A 21,155-nucleotide genomic window follows, 5' to 3' on the forward strand; every position below is an offset into this window, starting at 1 on the left:
CCGCCTGGGCTTTGATCGTTATTCGGCCTTCGCGCTCTTCCGTGCTCGTTGCGTGTCCGATCCACTCTTGAGTTGTCCTCGTGCGAGGCTGACAAGGGCGGCTGGACGCGCGGCCTGGGGGCCGGTCCCGGCCGACGGCAACTCGGGCCGCTGGCCCTTACCAGCCCTGCAGCGCCTCACGAATCCGGTCAACGTCCCCGTATCGGAGCCCGCGTTGGCATCACAGTGACGCGGGCCTGGCTCAGGTGGAGACAGTAGTGCGGGACAGGGCGGTACGCAGCGCGAAGGCGCCGAGCAGGCCACCTGCCGTGAACCGCTGGGCGGTCATGGCGCGGGGCCGGGCGGCCAGGAACCCCGACACCCGCGCTGCGCCCAGCATGACCAGAGCGTTCACGGAGAGCCCCACGATGATCTGTACACCACCGAGCTGGAGCAGTTGCCCCCAGGCCGGACCTGCCTGCGGGTCCAGGAACTGGGGCAGCAGGGCGGCATACATGAGAGCGATCTTGGGGTTGAGGAGGTTGGTCAGCAACCCCATCGAGAACAAGCGGGCGTCGGAGACCGGAGTCAGGTCCTGAGCCGGGGCGAAGGGCGAGCGGCCGCCGGGCTTGAGCATGCCCCAGGCGAGGTAGGCCAGGTATGCGGCCCCGGCAAGCTTGACCACCATGAACGCCACTGGCACGGCGGCGAACAACGCGGACAGGCCCGCAGCCGCGGCCAGTAGGTAGCACACGAATCCCACGGCGGTCCCACTGAGGCTGACCAGGCCCGCCCCGCGGCCTTGAGTGATCGCGCGGGAGGCGAGGTGGATCATGTTCGGCCCTGGAGTCAGGGCCATGCCCAGTTCGACCAGAGCCACTCCTCCGACTGCGGTCAGAGTGATCACCGGTCAACCTCCTGGTCGTTCGTCGGACACCTGATACGGAATGGGCGGCCCAGTTGCAAGGGACGGCTACGACGCATCAGCAGCACCCGTCTCGCCTGCCGCAGAATACGCTCTTGCTGCTCGGTGTCTTCATGCGCCCCCGTTCCCGTTCTAGGCCCGCGGACGACATCAAGTACTGAAACGGCAGGAGACGGGCCGCGCCGGCACCGGTCCGGGGCAGGTCGCGGGCGAGATTGCCGGGCCATTCGCGGGCCATTAAGACCGTGTCTTGTTTGGTTGATGATCGTTTGAATCGTCGTGACGACGTTCCTGAATCGGCTGGCTCCTGATGAGTTGTGGGAACTGTTCCAGCGGGTGGTGCCGCCGTCGCCGACGCGTCCGCAGGGCGGCGGGCGGCGGCGGGCCGATGACCGCCTGATCCTGGCAGCGATCATCTTCGTGGCTACCACCGGCTGCACCTGGCGGCAGCTGTCGCCCGTCTTCGGGGCGTCCTGGCAGACGGTGCACCGCCGGTTCGCTGAGTGGAGCGCCGCCCGGGTGTGGGCGAAGCTGTACCGGATTCTGCTGGACGAGTTGGGCTCGCGCGGCGGGCTGGACTGGTCGCGGTGCGCGATCGACTCCGTGAGCGTCCGCGCGGCAAAGGGGGGGACCTGACAGGTCCGAATCGGCTCGATCGCGGTAAGAGTGGGTCGAGGATCCACCTCATCACCGAACGGGGAGGTCTGCCGATCTCTGTCGGGATCAGCGCGGCCAACACTCACGACAGCCAAGCCCTGGAGCCGCTCGTGCGGACGAGCCCGTGGTCCTTCCACCGCTCCCCGCGGCCAGTTACTCAGTCGCCTGAGCACGCCTGTGCTTACGGAGAGCGGCAAGGGTCGGCTCCGGGACTGGCAGCGGTACGGCGTGGGGACGCCGTTCCGGGCTGAAAATCGGGGGTGGTTGTCCGCCGACGAGTAGACGTGCCAGGTGCCCCCTGCCCAAAGGGGTCACCTGGCCATGTGCCGTCTGTTGAATCCTTGGTGATCTAGGACTTGGATGCAGGCTTGGACACAGGCTTGGGCGGGACGTCCGTGGTACAGGTCAGCGGGGCGTCGTCGGGCACCAGGCGCATTAACACCGCGAGCGGGCTCGGAGAGTCGGGCTGGTAGCCGTCTGTCCTCATGCCGATGATCAGCTTGGTTGACGGGGGCATCGCCGATGGCGTGATGACCATCATGGAGGTTTCGTCAGGCTGCTTTTCCTCCCCGACGACCTTCTGGAAGTCCGCTTTCAGGTCCTGCGACGCGTCCGATGGCTGGCACCACTTGTTGATCGTGATCTCGGCGGGGATGCCGGCCTGGGCCAGTGTTCGCTGCATGATCTCCGGATCTAGCGACTCCTGCTTGGTCATTTTCACAGTGACCGTGCCGTCGGGGTTGGTGTCGACGGAGAACGCGGCCAGGTGCACGTGCACCTGATTGCCGGCGGCGACCGGCGGTGCGTTCACCTGGGGGCTGTCGATCGCCAGCGTCAACGCCAGGCCCGTCGCCAATGCGGCGCTGGCCGCCGTCCCCGCGATCCTGCGGCGGCGGCGAGACCGGCCCGACGCCACGAGTTCCTGCACCGGCGTGTGCATGTGCACCTCGGCCATCGCGTCCCGCACCGCGCCTAGCACATCATTGTCGTTCACCGTTCGCCCTCCTGGCTGTTGACTGTTGCGAGGTCGCCGCGCAAAGCCGCGACAGCGCGCGACAGATGTGCGGTGACGGTTCCCGGAGCGATCCCGAGGGTTCTGGCGGCGGTTTCGGTGTCCAGATCGAGGAAGACGCGCAGCGCGACCACCTCCCGCTGCCGTCGCGGCAACCGCTGCAGCGCCACCAGCAGAGCGGGGTCCACGTCGGCCCCGTCGGCCGCCGCGGGGTCCACGGCATCGTGGCCTCCCAAGGCGACCTCGTGGCGGCGCCGCCGCCACCAGGTGACCCGGGTGTTCAGCGCCACGCGAACGATCCAGGCGTGTGGCGCCGGATGCCGGCTCACCTTCCGCCACGACATCCACGCCCGCGTGAACGCTTCAGCGACCAAGTCCTCCGCCAACTGCCGATCACCCGTGGTCGCCAGCACCGCCCGGAGGCAGGCATCCCGGCTTTCCTGGTAAAACTCCTCGAACTCCAGATGCTCCACATCCCCTATACGCACAAGCACAGCGAGACGCTTACCGGACTTCTCAGATCCCATCGGGAGACTGCGACCGCTTGGACGGCTTTCCGTAGACCCGCGACGGTCAGACCACGAAGGCCTCACTCTCTGGTTCAAGGACGAGCACAAGGAACCCGTCAGGCTGCAGACCGAACCATCGATCCGCGAGAACGCGCCAGGCACTCCCGGCGTCGCCTCGCCTCGCGATCAGCTTCGAATGGCGATCGCCGTAAACCGCTACGATCCACGCCGCCGCAGCACGGTGAACGCATGACGATCCAGGACCGCCCTGGCGTCAGCCCTTCGTCGCGGGTCGGAGTGGAGCAGGGCTATTAAGACAGCCGCGACATACGTCAAGACCAGACAGCATATGAATGCGCAGGTCAGCCAGGGAATAGCAGCAATCAGCGCAGCAAGGAACGCAGGCACGACAGGACCGCCTATCAGGGAACGGCACGTGTCGCTGAAATCTGTAATGTGTCGGTGGAGGGAAATCTCGTCACCGGCGCAAAGCAGATGTCAGCGCAAATGTCACGATCACACAGGTCCTTCGGCAGCGTCAAGAGGCCGCCACCAGTTGCAGTTTGGGCTGCGGTTCCAGGACGTCCAGGAGCGTTCCTTGCTACAGGCGAATGTGACCGAGGAATGATGCGTAGGACGGCGCATGCCTGGACCAAGGAACGGCGCTCCACTTCTCATCCGGGGCCCCCGTCCTTCTCGCTGCCCGAGTGTCCCGGTGGAGCCCATTGAGTCAAGGGCGCCTACGGCGTCGCCTCGTGATCAGCTTCGCTGACCCTTGACGCGGTCGCCATAGAGTTCCGCAACCTGGGCGTAGGTCGCGGGGTCAGGTTCCTCGACCGTACAGCGCCCGCCGAGCTCGACTTCAACGTCATCGACGGGTTTGGCAAAGATGATCGAGCCCTGCTGTCCGTGAACGACTTCAAGGTCGCGGCCGAGCTTGAGCGCCAGAAGCATTGAGGCGCTTCCGCATGCCTCGTCTTCTCCCTTACCGATGCGTGGTGCCCATAGTCTCGCCCGCACCTTGCCGGCTTCTCGGTTCATCCACGCCCATACCTGAGTGAAGTCCTCTCCGGGAGGGAGCTCGGTCAGCGAGTCGATGATGGCGGGACTCTCCATCTCGAGGTGACGCCAGGGTTTGGACCAGGCCGCAGGAGCCTTGAGCCACACCATGCCGTCGGGGTCGCGACGGCAGTTGACCGGTCCGGCGGCCGGCGTGAGCTCCTTCACGGGAGTGCCGAGCCGATGCAGGACCTCTACCGTCGCGAGAAGCGGATGCCCGCCGAACTGGATCTCTTGGCCGTAATTGCCATGGATGCTGACGATCCCGTGAGCGAGATTCTGCACGAAGACGACGGCGGGGATGCCAAGCCGGGTCGCAAGAGCCTGACGCTGCTCCCTTGTCACCGAAACACCCTCGGGCTCGACAACGACGAGGGCGGGGTTGCCGAAGGAACCGTCCGCGTTCATGAACGCGTGTGCAAGCAGGCAATCAGTCATGACATCACCTTGAGACTCAAGAGGACAACGCACAGCGGCGGTGACGAGATCAACAACTGGCGCCATCGTGTCAACCGACTCTGAAGCCCGTCGTTGCCTCTGACGCGCCCGTCTGCTGACCCCTGGCAGGAGATAGATCCTACTTCGCCTCCAAGCCCAGGCCAGGGACCGTGTTCCTCGCCTGGGCTTTGATCGTTTCTCGGCCTGGCGCTCTTTCCTCGCCTGGCCGTGCGCACGTCCGAGGGCGATCGCCGAGCCGGAGGGCCGGCGCGTTCCCTGATCCAAGGGGATGCGGGATCTCGCCTTCGGTTCTGGTGATCAGCCCGGCAGCCGCGTCCGTCGTCTCGGTGGAGGGGCGCGGTGTTCCGAAACATAAAACCGGCGGGCCGATTGTTTCAGGCGCATCGCCCCAAGAATATTGACGCTCCGGTCGTCGCAGGCCTATTGTCCTGGTGCAATGATCGACTTGACATCCCGAAAGTTTCAGACCCAAGAGTGATGTCAGAAGACTCTGCAGGTGAACACCAAGTCAGCCGAACCTGTCCGGGCGCTCGCGGCCCGGAGCCTGAAGTAGCACGGCAGCGTCGCCGTCCGCCGCCCCAGGCAAAGCATCGGGGGTCCTGAAGGTAGGAGGTGCCCGGCGAGCGCAGCACAGTCTCTCGATGCCGGGCCGCACGTCACATCCCTGACCACAGCAAGGGAAAAGAGGTCGCCGTGAAGTTCCGCAAGGTCTCAGCGGTCGTGCTCGCCGCTACCGCGACCCTCAGCATGGCAGCGTGCTCAGGCTCGTCGTCCGGGACTTCCTCCGGCGGGTCGGCCGGCTCGTCGCTCGAATTCTGGTCGTTCACCGGGATCAACGCGAAGGGGTCGGTCGCGGAGTACAAGAAGATCAAGCCGGACGTGCAGATCAAGCTGACCGAGGTGGGGAACGCGCAGGAGACGGCGCAGGCGCTCACCACCGCGCTCGCCGGCGGCAAGGTGCCCGACCTGGTGCTGATCCAGGGCGACGACCTGCCCAAGTTCGTCCAGCAACCGCAGAACTTCGTCGACCTGCGCACGATGGGCGCCGACAAGATCAAGGGCGACTACCTCGACTGGGTGATCAGCCAGCCCACGGCCAAGGACGGCTCGATCATCGGCATTCCGACCGACGTCGGGGGCATGGCCATCGCCTACCGGACCGACCTGTTCAAGGAGGCCGGGCTGCCGACGGACCGCGAGGAGGTGGGCAAGCTCTGGCCCACCTGGGACGCCTTCATCGAGACCGGCAAGAAGTACACGGCGGCCACCGGAAAGGCGTTCCTCGACAATGCCTCCACGAGCGTCTACTCGCAGGTGGTGAACCAGGGGCAGGAGAAGTACTACGACCCCGCAGGCAACCTGGTGTACGACAAGAGCCCTCAGGTCAAGGCCGCCTTCGACGAGGCGCTCAAGGCCGTGGCCGCCGGGATCACCGCCAAGCAGAGCTCGTTCACCGACGGCTGGAGCGCCGCGATGAAGAAGGGGGACTTCGCTGTCGTGGCCGCGCCGGTCTGGTTGCTCGGCGCCATCCGCGACAACGCCCCCGACACCAAGGGCAAGTGGGACATCGCCACGATCCCCGGCGGCTCGGGCAACTGGGGCGGCAGCTTCCTCGCCATCCCCAAGGGCGCCAAGAACCCGAAGGCCGCCTGGGAGTACATCGCCGCCACGCAGTCGCCGCAGGGCCAGCTTGACCACTTCGCCCAGGCCAGGTCGCTGCCCGCCACCCCGTCGGTCTACAAGGACCCGAAGCTCACCTCGGTCAAGGACCCGTTCTTCTCCGGCGCGCCCATCGGCACCATCTACACCAACTCGCTGCTCGGCCTGAAGCCGTTCCTCATCGGGCCGGACAGCACCACGATCGGCACGGAGTTCGGGAACGCCATCCAGAACGTCGAGCAGGGCAAGGGCGATCCCGCGAAGGCGTGGGACGCGGCGGTGTCCAACATCAAGAACGCCATCGGCGGCTAGCACCCCCTGCCACGAGCGCCGCCGGGCGCCCGGCGTCCTGGACTCCGGGCACCCGGCGGCGGGGAAGTGACCAGACCCGTGACGACGAGCATCAGACCCGCCAAGAAAGCCCTGGCCCCGTCCGCACCGGTGAAGACCGCGCGGGCCGGCCTCACCGAGATCGTGGCCCCCTACGCCTACATCGCCCCGTTCTTCGTGCTGTTCGCGATTTTCGGCCTCATCCCGCTGCTGTTCACCTTCTACGTGGCGTTGTTCGACTGGAACCCGATCGGCGAGCACGTGTTCGTCGGCCTGGACAACTTCACCCGGCTGCTCCAGGACGGGCGGTTCTGGAACGCGGCGCGCAACACCGTCAGCATCTGGGTGCTGTCGACCGTGCCACAACTGCTGGTGGCGCTCGTGCTGGCGCACCTGCTCAACCACGTCCGGCTGCGCTTCGCGGTGCTCTTCCGCATGTCGATGCTCGTGCCGTACATCACCTCGGTGGCCGCCACCGCCATCGTCTTCGCCCAGATGTTCGACCGCGACTACGGGCTGCTGAACTGGCTGCTCGGCCTGGTGGGCATCGGGCCCATCGACTTCATCCAGTCGGTGGCGGGCAGCCACGCGCTGATCGCCGTGATGATCACCTGGCGGTGGTTCGGCTACACGGCGCTGCTCTACCTCGCGTCCCTGCAGGCCGTCCCCCGGACAATCTACGAGGCGGCCGCCGTAGACGGCGCCGGCAATGTGCGGCAGTTCCTGCACATCTCCATCCCCGCGTTGCGGCCGGTCATCGTGTTCACCATCGTGACCTCCACGATCTACGGGCTGCAGACCTTCACCGAGCCCCTGCTCATCGCCCGGAGCGCGCCGAGTACCTGCGGGCCGATCCGCCAGTGCCAGACGCTGACCCTCTTCCTGTTCGAACAGGGCTTCACCCAGTTCAAGTTCGGTTACGCCGCGGCCATCGGCGTGGCGCTGTTCGTGATGGTCGTCGCGTTCGCCGCGCTCAACTACTTCCTGTCCACCCGGACCCGCCCGGATAGGGCATGAGGGAGCGATCATGACGAGGACGACACCGCGGTCCGGCGACCGCCTCCGATGGTGGGTCTACGCTCTGCTGGTCCTTGCCGCCTTCGCCTGCGTGTTCCCGCTCTACTGGATGTTCGTCGTCGCCACCACCGACACCGCGGCGGCCACGGAGATGCCCCCCAGAGTCATCCCGGGAGGCAACTTCTTCCACCTCGCGGGCCTGGTCTTCTCGACCGTGCCGTTCGTCCGGTCGATCGTCAACAGCCTGGTCGTGGCCGGGACGATCGGCCTGGGTCAGGCGTTGTTCTGCGCGCTGGCGGGCTTCGCGTTCGCCAAACTGCGCTTCCGGGGACGCGATGCGCTGTTCCTGCTCGTCGTCCTCACGATGACCGTGCCGACCCAGCTCGCCATCGTCCCGCAGTACATGATCATGTCCTCGCTGGGCTGGGTGGACACCTTGCAGGCGCTGATCGTTCCCGGCCTGGCCAACGCGTTCGGTATCTTCTGGATGCGCCAGCACATGACCAACGCGATCAGTGACGAGATCCTCCAGGCGGCCCGCATCGACGGGGCGACCACCTGGCAGATCTTCTGGCGCATCGCGTTCCCGCTGGTGCGCCCGGCCGCGTTCGTGCTCGGCCTGATCGGGTTCGTCTACGCGTGGAACGACTTCCTGTGGCCGTTCGTGGTGCTGAAGTCGCCGGAGATGTACACCGTCCAGATCGCGATCAAGGCTCTGCAGACGAACTTCAACATCGACCTCGGCCTCGCCATGTCCGGCTCCTTCCTCGCCACCCTCCCGCTGATCGTCCTGTTCGTCTTCGTCGGCCGGCGCATGGTGGCCGGCATCATGGACGGCGCCTTCAAGGGCTGAGGCCGCCGCCGCTCACGGGCCTCGGCGGTCGCGGCGAAGCAGAGCGCTGATGTCAGACAGGCGTGTCGCCATGGGTAGGGCCGGCCACCTGGCCGAGTGCGGCGGCCGGCCCGTTCCGGGTCAGGCCGGGATCTGCTTCTCGTACCAGGTGTAGTAGATGTAGGTGCTGCCGGGCCCGGTCAACGTGCCGTAGACCTGCCAGAAGCTGTTGGGGCCGATCGAGTAGCGGAAGACCTTGTCCCCGGGCCGGTCGTCCACGAACACGCTCTGCGAACCGTTGGACCAGATCCGTACCTCGATCGTGAATGTCGAGGTGTCCGGGATGTCGAGGCAGACCTCGTACGTGTACCCCGACGGACCGCCGATGTTGTAGCTGCGACCGTCCACCGCCGGCCGTTCGACGTTGGTGGGGACATAGCTGTTCAGAACCCGGGTGTACCCGCCCATGGAGCAGTCGACTGCGGGGGTGGCTGCGGACGCGGGACTGATGCCGGTGAGCATGGCGCCGAGGACGCCGGCGGCGACGAGAACGGAGTTGGTGCTCTTCATGCCTCTCCTCATCCGTGCAGTGACCCCTCCAACCAAGTAGTTGAAGGATTAACTGATTTTGACCCGATTGTCGGGTCTGGACAAGTCCAGGTAAATAATCCGTACAAACCCGAGTCAAACGCCGTCACGTTCAGCCCTTCGTCTATGAACCCGTTCTGTGTGTTCTTGGTGAACGCGCGGCTTTCGCGCAGTTGTTCAGGTGGCCCAGGCGCGGATGGCGTGGTCGGTGACATCCATGTCACAGGGGGTCGGGCTACCTCGTCTCAGGGGGTGTAGCCACCGACGACCACAGAGGAGCACACCATGGACGCGCGCCTGAACTACTTCGCCGACCCGACCGCCGGCAAGGTCCTCAAGTACTTCATGTCGGCGGGCAAGGCGCTGAAGGACTCGCCGCTGCCGACCGCCACGCAGGAACTGGTCGCGCTTCGCGTAAGTCAGATCAACGGCTGCGCCGTCTGCATCGACATGCACACCAAAGAGGCCGCCGCTGCCGGCGAGACCTCGGTCCGGCTGAACCTGGTCGCGGCGTGGCGGGAGGCCACCGTCTTCACCGAGGCCGAACGTGCCGCGCTGGTGCTGGCGGAGCAGGGCACCCGGGTCGCGGATGCCGCCGACGGGGTCAGCGACGAGGTGTGGGCATACGCCGCCAAGCATTACGACGAGGAGCAGCTCACCGCCCTGGTCATCCTGATCTCCATGATGAACGCGGTGAACCGGCTGAACATCATCACCCGGCGGCCGGCCGGCGACTACGAACCCGGGCAGTTCCACTGAACGGCATCAGCAACTGGCCCGGAGTCCGGCTGCGGGCTCCGGGCCCGGGCTCGCGGGCGTTACCCTGGCCTGCCGGTGACCCGGATCTTCAACAGAAGATGCCTGCGCCGGCGAGTACGGCGGGGTGGGAGGGCTCCAGGGGGAAGGGAATCCCGCGTGAGCAAGGTCGAAGAGTTCGAGGAGCTGCGGCCGCTGCTGTTTTCGATCTCCTACCGGATTTTGGGCAGTGTGAGTGAGGCCGAGGACGCGGTGCAGGAGACATGGCTGCGCTTTGACGGCTCGGCGATCCAGCCCACGTCGACCAAGGCTCTTCTGTCGGCCGCGGTGACGCGGATCTCGATCGACGTGCTGCGCTCCGCGCGGGTGCGGCGGGAGGAGTACGCGGGCCCCTGGTTTCCCGAGCCGCTGCTGAACGATCCGTATCAGGATCCGGAGCGGTCGGTTGAGCTGGCCGACTCGGTGTCGATGGCGGCGCTGCTGCTGCTGGAGCGGCTCAGCCCGCTGGAGCGGGCGGTGTTCGTGCTGCGGGACGTGTTCGGCTTCGGGTTCGACGAGGTCGCCGCGGCGGTGGGGCGGTCGGAGGCGGCGTGCCGGCAGCTGCTGGTGCGGGCGCGGCGGCATATGGAGGCCGGACGGCCGCGCTTCGAAGCGGTCCGCAAAGAGCGGGAGGAACTGGCGTCGCGGTTCTTCGGCGCTCTCCGCGAAGGCGACGTCGCCGGCCTGCAGGAACTGCTCGCCGCCGGCGTATCGATGGTCGGCGACGGCGGCGGCAAGGCCCCGCAACTGGCCAGGGCCGTCATCGGCGCCGAGAACGTGGCCCGGCTGCTCGCCTCCGTCTTCCCCTGGCTGGCCCGGGTCGGCGTGACGTTCGAGCCGCACGAGATCAACGGCCAGCCAGGCGCGATCTTCCGCGACCGCGACGGCAAGGTGTTCCACACTCTGGTGCTCGATGTACTCGACGGGCAGATCCAGACGATCCGCTCGGTGATCAATCCCGACAAGCTCAGGCACATGGGCCCAGTAGCGGACGCATGGGCAATCGACCGCGAAGTAAGGCAGGCACGCCGGCCCATATGAGAGTGTCCGCGGGGCGCACGGCGCGAAGTGCCGCCCTGGCCGTCGCATTCCCTACGGTGCCACACTGGGTGAATGCACCTCATGAAGTGGCTCAGTGGTTTCGGCGGTGCGGTGTGGATCGGTTCGTGGTATCTGATGTACCTGGAAATCACACGTTGGCATCACGTCAAGCCGTCGCTGGCATTCAACTCAGATATAGCCTACGGCGCCCATCCCGGCCAAGCATTGATACTGCTCTACATCGCCTGCGTAGCGGCCCCGTTGCTGGTTCTGACCACTTTGGTGCAGCGAATGATCCATAAGCGACGACACTAGGTATCCGGCGACCGCCTACAACGCCGCCTCATTCATCGCAGTCAGCGGTGACGACTATCTCCCTCAGCCGAACGTCTCACCCATTTATCACAGCCATCGCATTCTGTGTGCTGCTCGTGGCCGGGGCGCGCCTTCGGCGCTGTCAACCGTCTCGGAGGTAACGTTGGAGCGCTTGCTCCGAGCGAAGCAGGCGGCGCCGCCCGAGCCGCATTCGTACGGGGCAATGGGGCTGCAGAAATTCGGGGGTCAGACCGTGCCGTTCTCGAAGCCGACCAATGGTTTCCGTCTGCACTACCTGCGATCTGGAGAAGGCCCGCCGGTAGTACTCGTACACGGCGGTCCGGGTGACAACAAGGAGTACTCCGCGCTGCTACCTCTACTGACACCCTCCGCCGACGTGGTCGTCCCCGACCTGCGAGGGTTCGGGAGGTCGGACAAGCACCTGAAGGACGTGGGCAACGCCTACGCCCTGTCCGGGCAGGTGGACGGCGCCATCGCCCTGATCGACGAACTCGGCATCAGCAACGTGGTGTTGTGCGGATACGACATCGGCAGTTTCACTGTTCAGACGATCGCCGTGAAGCGACCCGACCTCGCGAAATCTCTGGTAATCGCGCCACCGGCGATGGGGGTCGGCCGGCGAATTCTAGAGGAGAAGGCAGTCAACGCCTTCCTCCACGCGATCCTCTACAAGACGACGCTGGTGGAGGATCTCATCGATGGCAAACCGGACGCGGTCCGCGCTGTGCTGAAGGAGAGCCTGCGGAACTGGTCGGCTCCAGGCTCCGAAGTCGTGGACGCGCTGCTCGACCATCTGACCGAGAACCACTCTGCCCCGGGTGCTTTCGTGGCCGCATCATGTGGTTCCGCTATCCGGAGGGGAACCCCATCACCTATTACGCCAACGAGAAGAAGCCGGAACCCGCTGACAGGTTCTCCAAGCCCATCACCATCCTCTGGCCCGGCAAGGATCCGCTCTTTCCGCAGGAATGGAGCGACAACCTGTCCGACTTCTACAGTGACTACACACTGCATCTCATGAAGAACGCCGGGCACTTCAGCCCCCTGGAAGCGCCTGACGTCTGGGCCGAGCATGTCCTGGAACGCGTGCGTGAGGCCTAGCAAAAGCCGCCGGCCCCATCGTCCGTTCGCCGGGTGAAGATCATCTGAGCTGTCAGCTCTCGTCAGGAGGTACGGCGGTGCAGGGGCTCCATCACAACATGTTCGAGCACGCGGGTGTCCGAATTCACTACGTGACCGCGGGTACGCCGCCGAGCAACGGCGGAAATGATCGAACGATCGTTCTGTTGCATGGTTGGCCCCAGACCTGGTGGGAGTGGCGTCTCATCATGGAGCCGCTCCGTTCCGACGGCTGGTTTGTCGTGGCCCCCGATTACCGAGGGGCCGGCGGGTCGTCGAAGCCCGAGAGCGGCTACGACAAGCAGACGATGACAGGCGATGTCAAAGCGTTGCTCGATCATCTCGGCGTGGAGAACCCGATCATCCTTGTCGGTCACGATCTCGGGATGTTGGTCGCCTACGCGTTCGCCTCCCTCCATCCGGATGACGTCGAGCGTCTCGTGCTCATGGAGGCTCCGATCCCGGGCACGGAAGCATATGAGAGCGTGCTGGCGACGACCAGGTTCAGTGAGGCGACGCTCTGGCACTTCCACTTCCACGGCGCACCGGACAACGTCGCCGAGACGCTTATCGCCGGCAGCGAGTTTCCGTATCTGCGCAGCTTCTATGTCAAGCTGAGTGCGAATCCCGATGCCATTTCCCTGTCGGACGCTGAGCGATACGTCGCCGACTACACGGCTCCCGGAGCCATGCGAGCGGGCCTCGAGCTCTTTCGGGCTTTCGAGAAGGACGCAGATGACAACCGCCGCATCCTGTCGGACAAGGGGAAGCTAACGATGCCCGTGCTCGGACTCGGAGGAACCGCGAGCTTCTTTCTGCCGGTGGCCGAGGAGATGCTCTCGGAGGTGGCTGACAACGTCACGGTCCGACCGATCGACGATTCGGGCCATTGGATCGCCGAGGAACAGCCGGAAACACTCCTGCGTCACCTTCGCGAGTTCATCAGGACGACCGGTGGAGGCTGATCGGTAGGAACCCGGCCGTCCAGCTACGGCTCACAGGAGAAGCTTGAGTCTCCAGTAGGGGGAGACGCGAGGGTACGGAGCATGGACGGCGACACGCTTTACTCGATCGGCGATCTGGCCCGGCGGACCGGGCTGACGGTCAAGACCATACGGTTCTACTCCGACTCGGGGATCGTGCCGCCGACTGACCGCAGCCCGGCCGGCTACCGGCTCTACGACATCGACGCCCTCGCGCGTCTGGATCTCGTGCGGACGCTGCGCGACCTGGGACTCGACCTTGCCGCCGTCCGGCAGGTCCTGGAGCGGGAGATCTCGCTGTCCGAGGTCGCGGCAGCACACGCCGAAGCACTGGACGTGCAGATCCGCACCCTGCGACTGCGGCGTGCGGTGCTACGAGCCGTAGCCAAACGTGGCTCCACCCCTGAGGAGATGAACCTGATGCACAAGCTCGCCAAGCTTTCCGATGACGAACGCCGACGTCTCGTCAGCGACTTCATCGACGACACCTTCGGTGGTGTCGACGCCAACCCCGAGCTGGTGGCCATGATGCGCTCGGCCATGCCCGACCTGCCCGACGACCCCACGCCGGAGCAGGTCGGCGCCTGGGTCGAACTCGCCGAGCTCTCCCAGGATCCGGACTTCCGCGCCTCGGTGCGCCGTATGGCCGAGTACCAGGCGGCCGAACGCGCTCAAGGCGACACCACGGGCCTGCACCACGACCTCACCGAGGCTGTCCGCGACCGGGTCGGCCAGGCACTGGCAGCGGGTGTCGCCCCGGCCTCGGCCCAGGCCGCTTCTGTGATCACAGCGCTCACGGCCCGCTACGCACACGTCTTCGGCCGTCCCGACGACGCCGACCTGCAGCGTTGGCTGCTGACGCGCTTGGAGACCGCAAATGATCCCCGCGTGGAGCGGTACTGGCAGCTGCTGGCCGTGATCAACGGCTGGCCGGTCCCCGAGAGCCTGGCCCCGGTGTTCGACTGGTTCATCCGGGCACTGCGTGCCCACATGGAGCGGGAGCGCGACGCCGAACAGGACGGCATGGTCTGACCACCCTGGTCATGCCGACAGGCGCAGCGCACGGGGCACGCTCCGTCGTCAGGTAGGCGAACCGCCGGCTCCCCTTCAACAGAGCACGGCGTGAGCTCGGCGGCCGGGCCTGTGGCGTGAGCTCCGGTCCCGGCCGCCGGCGGCCGGGACCACCCCTCCGCACCATGTTCCGGTCTTACGCCAGCTGAGACTGATTATGGTGCGGACCTCAGGGGAACGCGGACCGCGACCCGGAAGCCGCCGTCCGGCAGCGGGCCGGACACCATGGTGCCGCCTGCAGCCGCGACGCGCTCGGACAGCCCGTTCAGGCCGTTGCCCGGAACGGGCTTACCCCTGGCCCGGCCGTTGTCGCGGACCTCCAGCACCGCCTCGCCGCCGTCGCGCCCCACCTCGATGACGCAGCGTGAGGGGCGGGCATGGCGGATGACGTTGGTGACCGCCTCGCGCACCGCCCATCCGAACACGCCGTCGGCCGCCTCCGGCAGGGGCGCGCCCGCCATCCGGACCGTCGTCTCGACCCCGGCCGCCGCCAGGACCGTCCGCGCGCCGTCTAGTTCCTCGCCCAGGTCACGCCGCCGGTAGCCGGAGATCGCCTCGCGCACCTCCGCCAGCGAGGACCGCGCCACCGACTCGATCTCGCCGACCTCGGTGAGGGCGCGGTCCAGGTCGCGGTCGGCCAGCCGTCGCGCAAGCTCGCTCTTCAGCACGATCAGCGACATGCTGTGGCCGAGCAGGTCATGTAGGTCGCGGGCGATGCGCAGCCGCTCGTCGGCGGCGGCGAGCCGGGCGACCTCTCCGCGTGCTTCCCGCAGCTGCGCCACCAGGGTCCGTGAATGGCGGAGCGCGACCATCATCATCCCGAACGCCAGCAGCACGAGTGCGATCCCGCCGATCATCGTTGCCGGGGCGCCGATCAGCACCCCGTCACCGGCCACCACCGCCATCGAGCCCAGCACCCCGATCGGGGCCCATCGCAGCGGCAGCGACATGGCCAGCACGAAGGCCAGGTAGATCGGCAGACCCAGCCATTCGAGCCCGAACAGCGGCGGCAGCCCCGTCGCCAGCAGCGCGAACGTCGCCGGCACAGCCAACGACCGCACTGTGGAAGGGTCGTCCCAGCTCCACCGCACGAACGCCGCCGCGCAGTACATCAGCACGAACGCCATCAGGGCCGCGACGCCCAGCCAGCGCCGCGTTCCCTCGTAGTGCGCCACCGCCGCGACGACCGGGGCCAGGAACAGGAGCCCGAACGACATCCAGAAGGTCCGTTGCAGCAGCTGGGGGCCTTCGTCGCCCCGGAAGAGTCGGTTCATCAGGACGTCACGCTAGCGGGCCGAAAGATGGCGAGAGCCCGCGCGCCCAGCCTCTGCGTTCATGCGGTCAGTGCGGGCCCGGCGGTCACCGGCGGCGCGTGCGCAGTGGCTGCGGCCCGGCCCGTGCAGATTTACGAGGGCGCTACGAGCCCAGTTGGTCGGCCGGGCCGTTGCGGGCGAGGCGACGCATGATGCCCGGGGCGACCCTCCACAGTGCGTGCGCCGCTTTGGCATCCAGCCCGACCGAGACCAGTGGCGGGTTCGTCCGTACCGCTTTCAGGATCGCCGCCGCCACCGTCTCCGGCGGTAGCGCCTTGCGATACTGCGTGGTCATCCGGGCGCGCGCCTGGGCCTCCTCCTCCGGGCTGCGGCCGACGAACCGCGTCGCCTCTGTGATCGGTGTCCTGATTCGCCCGGGACAGACCACCGTCACTCCGACCCCGTGGCCCGCCATCTCCCCGCGCAGGCATTCGGAGAACATGACCACCGCCGACTTCGTCGCCCCGTAGGCCGACAACGAGCGGGACGGGGCGAAGGCCGCAGCCGAGGCCACGTTGACGATGTGCCCGGATCCACGCTCGGCCATCGCGGGCGCGAAGGCCCGAGCGCAATGCACCACCCCGAACACGTTGACGCCGACGATCCGCGCCCAGTCGCCGGCCGTGGTGGCGAGGAAGGGCCCGGTCATGCCGATACCGGCGTTGCTGACCAGCACGTCGGGCACGCCGTGGTCCCGTACGACGGCTGCGGCGAACTCCTCCACCCGCTCGGCGTCGGAAACGTCCACCTGGTAGCCGCACACGCCGTCGGCCACGCCGTCGGCCGGTTCCATGAGATCGGCCCCGACCACACGGGCGCCGGCGGCGGCGAAGGCGAGCGCGGTGGCCCTCCCGATGCCGCTCGCCGCACCGGTCACGACCACCAGTCTGCCCTTCATGATCGGGGATTGTAGGCCTGTAGGGCGCCGGGCTGACAGAGGTCTCCCGCGTCGGTTCAGCCTTGATACAGGAGCGCGATGCAGGAGATGCACGCGCCCCGAGGCGGCTCGGAGGGAATCTACCTCTGCGGTGCGGGTACCGAGTCGTCCACGGCGATGACGTGCTCGTCCCAGCTGATGCGGTGGCGATGGACAGGCCCGAACATCTGCTCGGGGGTGGGCATGACGGGCCTTTCGCCGGCCTGGCCGGCCTTGGCCTTGTTCTTGGCGGCGGCGTCGCCCCCGATCATCTCCACCCGATCGCGGCGCAGGTGCTCGTACGCGGTGAACGCGGCCTCGGGGGTGGGCAGGTCGCGCAGGCAGCGTGCAAGTTCCACAGCGCTCTCGATGGCCTGGGAGGCTCCCTGCCCGGAGCTGGAGGACGGGGCATGGGCGGAGTCGCCGACCAGCACCATCCGGCCGCGGTGCCAGGTCGGCACCGAGGGCATCCGCTCCATCGGGCCGACGATCATCAGGTCGCGCGGGTCGGTGCCGGCCAGCAGTTTCTCGCCCGGGACGTGGCCCGCGTACAGGTCGCGCAGTTCGGCGAGCCATTCGGCGGCGGGTCTGCGGCCGACCTCCGCGGAGCTGAGCGGGGTGGTGCGGGGGAGACCGGCGAACCAGCAGATCCGCCCATCGGGCAGGCGCCAGTAGCCGATGAACGTGCGGCCGAAGGCGAAGTACATGGTGCCGGGCTCGGCCCGTACGTCGCTGCCGACGGCGTAGCCGCCGAAGCTGAGCACGCCGCCGTACTCGGGGCCCGGCGCGGTGGGATCGATGAGCCCGCGCACGGTGGAGCGAATGCCGTCGGCGCCGATCAGCACGTCGGCGGTCGCGGTGCTGCCGTCGGAGAAGGTGGCGGTGACAGCGTCGCCGGTGTCGTCGGCGGCGACCAGCCGCTTGCCGTAGTGGATCGGCACGCCGCGCGCCGTCGCGTGGTCGGCCAGCGCCCGGAACAGGTCCGCCCGGGCCATCGCGTGAGTCGGAGGCAGGCCGGGGAAGCCGCCGAACTCGGCCACCTGGTTGCCGCCGCCGTCGGCCATCACGACCCCGGGGACCGGGTGGCCGACGGCTTGCGCGACCTTGTCCGCACCGATGATCTGCAGCGCGCTCAGTCCGTTGGGCGCCAGGCTGAGCATCGCCCCGACGCCGTCGGCCGGCTCCCCGTGCGCCTCGTAAACGGTGGCCTGGATGCCCGCCTTGGCCAGTGCGAGCGCCGTCACCGGTCCGGCGATGCCTCCCCCGATGACGAGGGCGGTCTTCACCTTGCTCATGTCCCACTCCGTTTCGTCAGCCGATGAAGGAATAGTGTCACTGAAACTAGTCCTATGTCAACTAGTAACAGTGACGCTAGCGACGGACGTGGGCACGCCTCTATGGCGCCAGGATCAAGCGCTGGCGCTGGTCGTGGGATTGCGGATGGGTGGCGTGGGGCCGGCCCACATCGCCTACGCGACGTCGGGCCGTGTCATCAGCGGCGACCGCAGATGCAGCGCCAGATCGGGGCTGGTCAGAGGCGGGATGCTCCACGTCGCCGCCGCCGTCCCCGCATCGGCGTCGACCACCAGCCGAACCCGGTGCGGGGTGGTGATGACGTAAAGCTCGGCGACGAACGTGTCGCCCTGCCAGGCGCCGGTCGCGACAACAGGGCGGCCGAGCGGCGAACTCTCCCGCCACTCGCCGTGGCCGACCTCGACGTTGAGGAACGACCCGAGTCGCAGGAGCCATCCACCGTCCACGGGATCGACGACCACCGTGGTCCCGCCGGGCAGCGCCGAACCCTCGGCGGAGCCGTCGATCCTCGCCTTGACCGAGCGCTCCGGGGCGGCCGAACCCGGCACCGGCGCCAACGACAGCCGCCGCAGCCGATCGGCGAGGATCTCGTCGTCCCGGCTGCTTCCCGCGTGGTCCACGCCGGGCAGCAGGCACTCCCACAGTGCGTCGAACATCGCCTGTGGCTGCGGATTGGCACTGGTCACGGCGACCACGAGATCGTGCGACGGGACGACCACGCATTGCTGGCCGAAAGCCCCGTCAGCGTGGTAACCGTGACGCGACATCCAGAACTGGTAGCCGTACCCGCAGAGGTAGTCGGCGTTTCGCGATCCGTCCTCGAACGGCAGGGTGTCGATGTGCCGGCTGGTCGCGAGCTCCACCCATTCGCGCGGGACGAGCCGCCGGTCGCCCCAAAGGCCTCCGCGCAGCAGCAGTTCACCGAAGGCGGCGACGGCCTCGGTGGTGAGGTGAAGTCCATGGAATCCGAAGGCGGCACCGCTCGCCACCCGGTCCCATTCGGCGTGGTCGACGCCCATCGGCGTGAAGAGGCGCTCGTCGAGCAGCTCCGGGAGGCCGCGGCCCGTGACCCGTTCCACCATCCGGGCCAGGATGAAGGTGGTCGGATTGTCGTAGGTGTGCCGGGTTCCTTCGGCCTCGGGGAACGGTACGCGCAGGAAGCCCTTCACCAGGTCGCCCGGCTCCAGCCGCCAGGCCTCGGCAAGGCTGTCCGTACGGTGTCCGGCGGTCATGGACAGCAGGTGGTGAACGGTGAGACGGCGTCCCTGCTCCGAGATGCCGGCCGGAACGTGGTCGGGCAGCACGTCCACCACCCGATCGTCCAGCGAGAGCAGCCCGTCGGCGATCGCGAGTCCCACGGCGACCGAGGTGAACGACTTGGTCACCGAGTAGAGAAGGTGCGGGCGGTCGGCCGAGTACGGCGCCCACCAGCCTTCGGCGACGACGTGACCGTGGCGCACGATCATGATGGAGTGACACTCGACGGAGTGTGCGTCGAGCCGGTCCAGCAGCGCGGCGATCGAACGGGACGACATCCCCGAGGCGGCCGGTGTCGACCGCGGCAGCAATGTGCGCTGAGGACGCATCCGGACACCCTAACAAATCCACCTAAATGGAGGCACGAGACAACGACTCACCCCGTTCTCGGTAATCGCGGAGGTTCCGAAGAGAAACCGGTCGCCGCAAACTCGCGGCAGTCACTCCAATGGCCGGACATGTCATACTTACGACCCGAATGGACGATCTCGATGACGGGATCGACGGGGAGGGGTGGGGTGGAGCTCCGCGACATCGAGATCTTCCTGACCCTCGCCGAGGAGCTGCACTTCGGCCGTACGGCGGAGCGGCTGCACGTCTCCGTGGCCGCGGTCAGCAAGGCGCTCAAGAAGCAGGAACGGGCGATCGGTGTCGAGCTCTTCGCCCGGGACAGCCGCAATGTACGGCTCACGCCGGTGGGTGAGCAGCTCCGCGACGACCTGCGCCACCTGCATCAGGGGTTGACGCAGAGCCTGGAACGGGCCCGGCTGGCGGCCCGGGGCAAGACCGGCACCCTCCGCATCAGCCTGTTTCCCGCCAACGTCCAGGAACTGCGCCGGTACTGGGAGACCTTCCGCTCCCGCCATCCGCAGTGGGAGCTGCGCCTGCGGATGGCGGAACTCACCGATCCCTTCGCTCAGCTGCGCAACGGGGAGACCGACATCCTGGTCACCTGGTTTCCCGTTGAGGAGCCCGACCTGACCGCGGGTCCCCTGCTCTTCGCCGAGCCAAGGGTGCTGGCCGTGGCCGCCGACAACGCCCTCGCCAAGCGGTCCACGACCTCCCTGGAGGCGGTCGGCGACTATCAGCACGTGGCCATCAGTCCGGCGCCTGACCACTGGTTCAGACACTACGTTCCGGACCTCACTCCGAAGGGCCGGTCGATCGACCGCACCGCGTTCGTGGAGACCGTCGACGACATCTTCCTGCACACGGCCGTCGGGGAGGCGGTCGCTCTCTTCCCGCTCCACGTGACCAGGTACTACCCGCGCCCCGACATCGTCTACGTGCCTGTCACGGACATGGCGGCGCTGCCGTACGGGCTGGTGTGGCGCAGCGACGCGGAGAACGACCTCATCCGCGCCCTCGCCCGCGTGGCGCGCGACCTGGGACCGCTGCCCGGCTGAGACCGTCAACCGCGGGTCAACGACCGTTGCGAGAGTCGCCGTTGATCCGCGGCACCGCCCCACGTGATGCTTGATCCGTCCGAAGAACACGCCTGTCGGGAGGTGAATGGGGATATGCCCTTTTCTGGTGCAGTGGCGTGAACATCGTCTCTTCCGCCGTATCCCTGACCGTCGCCGACCCGGCCGCTTCCAGCCGGTTCTTCACCGGCCATCTCGGCTTCCGGCAGATCCTGACAGGCGAGGGGTTCATCGCCCTGGGCCGTGACGACGCGGCCGTCGACCTGCTCCTGATGGAGCGCGACCCCGAGCGGTGGCGGCCGGACCAGGGACTGACAGAGGTGATCGTGGTGTTCACGGTCACCGGCCTCGCCGCCGAGTACGAGCGCCTGCGCGGCGAAGGCGCCACCATCACCATCCCGCTCAGGCGGGAGCCGTGGGGCGAGCTGATGGCGCAGCTCACCGACCCCAACGGCGTCGCGATCCAGCTCACCGAGTGGATCTCCCCGATCACGGGCTGACCCCCGGCCGGCCTGGTCGTGCCGTTCGCCGTCACCGGCATCCCCACCGCATGCGATGTC

20 protein-coding genes and 1 pseudogene are annotated in these 21,155 nt (G+C 67.3%); 12 read left to right on the forward strand and 9 right to left on the reverse strand.

Annotated features, from left to right (window positions below; all coding sequences use genetic code 11):
* Window positions 1-241: 241 nt before the first annotated feature.
* Window positions 242-886 carry a LysE family translocator gene (locus tag MPTA5024_RS16125; RefSeq protein WP_036324840.1) on the reverse strand — a complete coding sequence of 215 codons (645 nt, stop codon included), beginning with the start codon at window positions 884-886 and terminating at the stop codon, window positions 242-244.
* A 291-nt stretch (window positions 887-1,177) separates the two neighbouring features.
* Between MPTA5024_RS16125 and MPTA5024_RS16130 the strand changes: the two are divergent.
* Window positions 1,178-1,710, forward strand: a pseudogene (locus MPTA5024_RS16130) (IS5 family transposase); the annotation flags it as partial.
* Between the two features lie 200 nt (window positions 1,711-1,910).
* Here MPTA5024_RS16130 and MPTA5024_RS16135 read toward each other — a convergent pair.
* The 3 genes from MPTA5024_RS16135 to MPTA5024_RS16145 all read right to left on the reverse strand — a co-directional run bounded on the left by MPTA5024_RS16135 (window position 1,911) and on the right by MPTA5024_RS16145 (window position 4,579).
* A complete protein-coding gene (locus tag MPTA5024_RS16135; RefSeq protein WP_036324843.1) occupies window positions 1,911-2,555 on the reverse strand; it encodes a hypothetical protein in 645 nt (214 codons plus the stop codon).
* Entirely contained in the window at window positions 2,552-3,046 is a 495-nt protein-coding gene (locus MPTA5024_RS16140) for a sigma-70 family RNA polymerase sigma factor (RefSeq protein ID WP_198167182.1), read from the reverse strand. Before MPTA5024_RS16140 ends, MPTA5024_RS16135 begins: the two co-directional genes overlap by 4 nt.
* A 795-nt stretch (window positions 3,047-3,841) precedes the next feature.
* Window positions 3,842-4,579 carry a PhzF family phenazine biosynthesis protein gene (locus tag MPTA5024_RS16145; RefSeq protein ID WP_051458237.1) on the reverse strand — a complete coding sequence of 246 codons (738 nt, stop codon included), beginning with the start codon at window positions 4,577-4,579 and terminating at the stop codon, window positions 3,842-3,844.
* A gap of 714 nt (window positions 4,580-5,293) precedes the next feature.
* Here MPTA5024_RS16145 and MPTA5024_RS16150 point away from each other — a divergent pair.
* From MPTA5024_RS16150 to MPTA5024_RS16160, 3 genes are all read left to right on the forward strand, one after another.
* Window positions 5,294-6,571 (forward strand): ABC transporter substrate-binding protein, encoded by a 1,278-nt coding sequence (locus tag MPTA5024_RS16150; protein WP_036324845.1) that lies wholly within the window; start codon window positions 5,294-5,296, stop codon window positions 6,569-6,571.
* Between the two features lie 78 nt (window positions 6,572-6,649).
* A complete protein-coding gene (locus tag MPTA5024_RS16155) occupies window positions 6,650-7,606 on the forward strand; it encodes a carbohydrate ABC transporter permease (protein ID WP_084369733.1) in 957 nt (318 codons plus the stop codon).
* Window positions 7,607-7,616: 10 nt separating this feature from the next.
* Window positions 7,617-8,459 (forward strand): carbohydrate ABC transporter permease, encoded by an 843-nt coding sequence (locus tag MPTA5024_RS16160; RefSeq protein WP_036324846.1) that lies wholly within the window; start codon window positions 7,617-7,619, stop codon window positions 8,457-8,459.
* A gap of 120 nt (window positions 8,460-8,579) precedes the next feature.
* Here the strand turns inward: MPTA5024_RS16160 and MPTA5024_RS16165 are convergent, their stop codons facing one another.
* Window positions 8,580-9,008 (reverse strand): hypothetical protein, encoded by a 429-nt coding sequence (locus MPTA5024_RS16165; protein WP_036324848.1) that lies wholly within the window; start codon window positions 9,006-9,008, stop codon window positions 8,580-8,582.
* A 303-nt stretch (window positions 9,009-9,311) separates the two neighbouring features.
* Here MPTA5024_RS16165 and MPTA5024_RS16170 point away from each other — a divergent pair, with 303 nt between their 5' ends.
* From MPTA5024_RS16170 to MPTA5024_RS16195, 6 genes are all read left to right on the forward strand, one after another.
* A complete protein-coding gene (locus MPTA5024_RS16170; RefSeq protein ID WP_036324849.1) occupies window positions 9,312-9,785 on the forward strand; it encodes a carboxymuconolactone decarboxylase family protein in 474 nt (157 codons plus the stop codon).
* A gap of 156 nt (window positions 9,786-9,941) precedes the next feature.
* Window positions 9,942-10,862: an RNA polymerase sigma-70 factor gene (locus MPTA5024_RS16175; RefSeq protein WP_036324850.1), complete on the forward strand. Its 921-nt coding sequence runs from the start codon at window positions 9,942-9,944 to the stop codon at window positions 10,860-10,862.
* Between the two features lie 72 nt (window positions 10,863-10,934).
* Window positions 10,935-11,177, forward strand: coding sequence for a hypothetical protein (locus MPTA5024_RS40905; protein ID WP_157099499.1), 243 nt, complete (start codon window positions 10,935-10,937; stop codon window positions 11,175-11,177).
* Between the two features lie 163 nt (window positions 11,178-11,340).
* Window positions 11,341-12,219 carry an alpha/beta fold hydrolase gene (locus tag MPTA5024_RS39015; RefSeq protein WP_157099500.1) on the forward strand — a complete coding sequence of 293 codons (879 nt, stop codon included), beginning with the start codon at window positions 11,341-11,343 and terminating at the stop codon, window positions 12,217-12,219.
* A gap of 178 nt (window positions 12,220-12,397) precedes the next feature.
* Complete coding sequence (locus MPTA5024_RS16190) at window positions 12,398-13,282, forward strand: alpha/beta fold hydrolase (protein WP_036326408.1); 885 nt, start codon at window positions 12,398-12,400, stop codon at window positions 13,280-13,282.
* An 81-nt stretch (window positions 13,283-13,363) separates the two neighbouring features.
* Window positions 13,364-14,332 carry a MerR family transcriptional regulator gene (locus tag MPTA5024_RS16195; RefSeq protein ID WP_036324852.1) on the forward strand — a complete coding sequence of 323 codons (969 nt, stop codon included), beginning with the start codon at window positions 13,364-13,366 and terminating at the stop codon, window positions 14,330-14,332.
* Window positions 14,333-14,526: 194 nt separating this feature from the next.
* On the opposite strand, the gene MPTA5024_RS16200 is transcribed toward MPTA5024_RS16195, so the two are convergent.
* The 4 genes from MPTA5024_RS16200 to MPTA5024_RS16215 all read right to left on the reverse strand — a co-directional run bounded on the left by MPTA5024_RS16200 (window position 14,527) and on the right by MPTA5024_RS16215 (window position 19,500).
* Window positions 14,527-15,645 carry a sensor histidine kinase gene (locus MPTA5024_RS16200; RefSeq protein ID WP_051458240.1) on the reverse strand — a complete coding sequence of 373 codons (1,119 nt, stop codon included), beginning with the start codon at window positions 15,643-15,645 and terminating at the stop codon, window positions 14,527-14,529.
* A 142-nt stretch (window positions 15,646-15,787) separates the two neighbouring features.
* Window positions 15,788-16,582, reverse strand: a complete 795-nt coding sequence (locus MPTA5024_RS16205; RefSeq protein WP_084369735.1) for an SDR family NAD(P)-dependent oxidoreductase — start codon at window positions 16,580-16,582, stop codon at window positions 15,788-15,790.
* A gap of 119 nt (window positions 16,583-16,701) precedes the next feature.
* The gene (locus MPTA5024_RS16210; RefSeq protein ID WP_036324854.1) at window positions 16,702-17,895 is read right to left on the reverse strand and encodes an FAD-dependent monooxygenase; all 1,194 of its coding nucleotides are present in this window, start codon (window positions 17,893-17,895) and stop codon (window positions 16,702-16,704) included.
* A gap of 174 nt (window positions 17,896-18,069) precedes the next feature.
* Entirely contained in the window at window positions 18,070-19,500 is a 1,431-nt protein-coding gene (locus MPTA5024_RS16215; RefSeq protein ID WP_198167183.1) for a serine hydrolase domain-containing protein, read from the reverse strand.
* A 162-nt stretch (window positions 19,501-19,662) separates the two neighbouring features.
* On the opposite strand from MPTA5024_RS16215, the gene MPTA5024_RS16220 reads away from it, so the two are divergent.
* Both MPTA5024_RS16220 and MPTA5024_RS16225 read left to right on the forward strand, forming a co-directional pair.
* Window positions 19,663-20,577, forward strand: coding sequence for a LysR family transcriptional regulator (locus MPTA5024_RS16220; RefSeq protein WP_232326491.1), 915 nt, complete (start codon window positions 19,663-19,665; stop codon window positions 20,575-20,577).
* A 137-nt stretch (window positions 20,578-20,714) separates the two neighbouring features.
* Window positions 20,715-21,095, forward strand: a complete 381-nt coding sequence (locus MPTA5024_RS16225; RefSeq protein ID WP_036324859.1) for a VOC family protein — start codon at window positions 20,715-20,717, stop codon at window positions 21,093-21,095.
* Window positions 21,096-21,155 lie beyond the last annotated feature (60 nt).

It is taken from the genome of Microbispora sp. ATCC PTA-5024 (assembly GCF_000511135.2).
Lineage (GTDB): Bacteria > Actinomycetota > Actinomycetes > Streptosporangiales > Streptosporangiaceae > Microbispora > Microbispora corallina.

Bases quoted from the DNA above. Each gene is read 5' to 3' on its own strand.
- MPTA5024_RS16170 (WP_036324849.1), top strand. From the start codon at position 9,312: ATGGACGCGCGCCTGAACTACTTCGCCGACCCGACCGCCGGCAAGGTC.
- MPTA5024_RS16210 (WP_036324854.1), bottom strand. From the start codon at position 17,895: ATGAGCAAGGTGAAGACCGCCCTCGTCATCGGGGGAGGCATCGCCGGA.
- MPTA5024_RS16195 (WP_036324852.1), top strand. From the start codon at position 13,364: ATGGACGGCGACACGCTTTACTCGATCGGCGATCTGGCCCGGCGGACC.
- MPTA5024_RS16145 (WP_051458237.1), bottom strand. From the start codon at position 4,579: ATGACTGATTGCCTGCTTGCACACGCGTTCATGAACGCGGACGGTTCC.
- MPTA5024_RS16160 (WP_036324846.1), top strand. From the start codon at position 7,617: ATGACGAGGACGACACCGCGGTCCGGCGACCGCCTCCGATGGTGGGTC.
- MPTA5024_RS16200 (WP_051458240.1), bottom strand. From the start codon at position 15,645: ATGAACCGACTCTTCCGGGGCGACGAAGGCCCCCAGCTGCTGCAACGG.
- MPTA5024_RS16215 (WP_198167183.1), bottom strand. From the start codon at position 19,500: ATGCGTCCTCAGCGCACATTGCTGCCGCGGTCGACACCGGCCGCCTCG.
- MPTA5024_RS16205 (WP_084369735.1), bottom strand. From the start codon at position 16,582: ATGAAGGGCAGACTGGTGGTCGTGACCGGTGCGGCGAGCGGCATCGGG.
- MPTA5024_RS16220 (WP_232326491.1), top strand. From the start codon at position 19,663: ATGACGGGATCGACGGGGAGGGGTGGGGTGGAGCTCCGCGACATCGAG.
- MPTA5024_RS16190 (WP_036326408.1), top strand. From the start codon at position 12,398: ATGTTCGAGCACGCGGGTGTCCGAATTCACTACGTGACCGCGGGTACG.
- MPTA5024_RS16165 (WP_036324848.1), bottom strand. From the start codon at position 9,008: ATGAAGAGCACCAACTCCGTTCTCGTCGCCGCCGGCGTCCTCGGCGCC.
- MPTA5024_RS40905 (WP_157099499.1), top strand. From the start codon at position 10,935: ATGCACCTCATGAAGTGGCTCAGTGGTTTCGGCGGTGCGGTGTGGATC.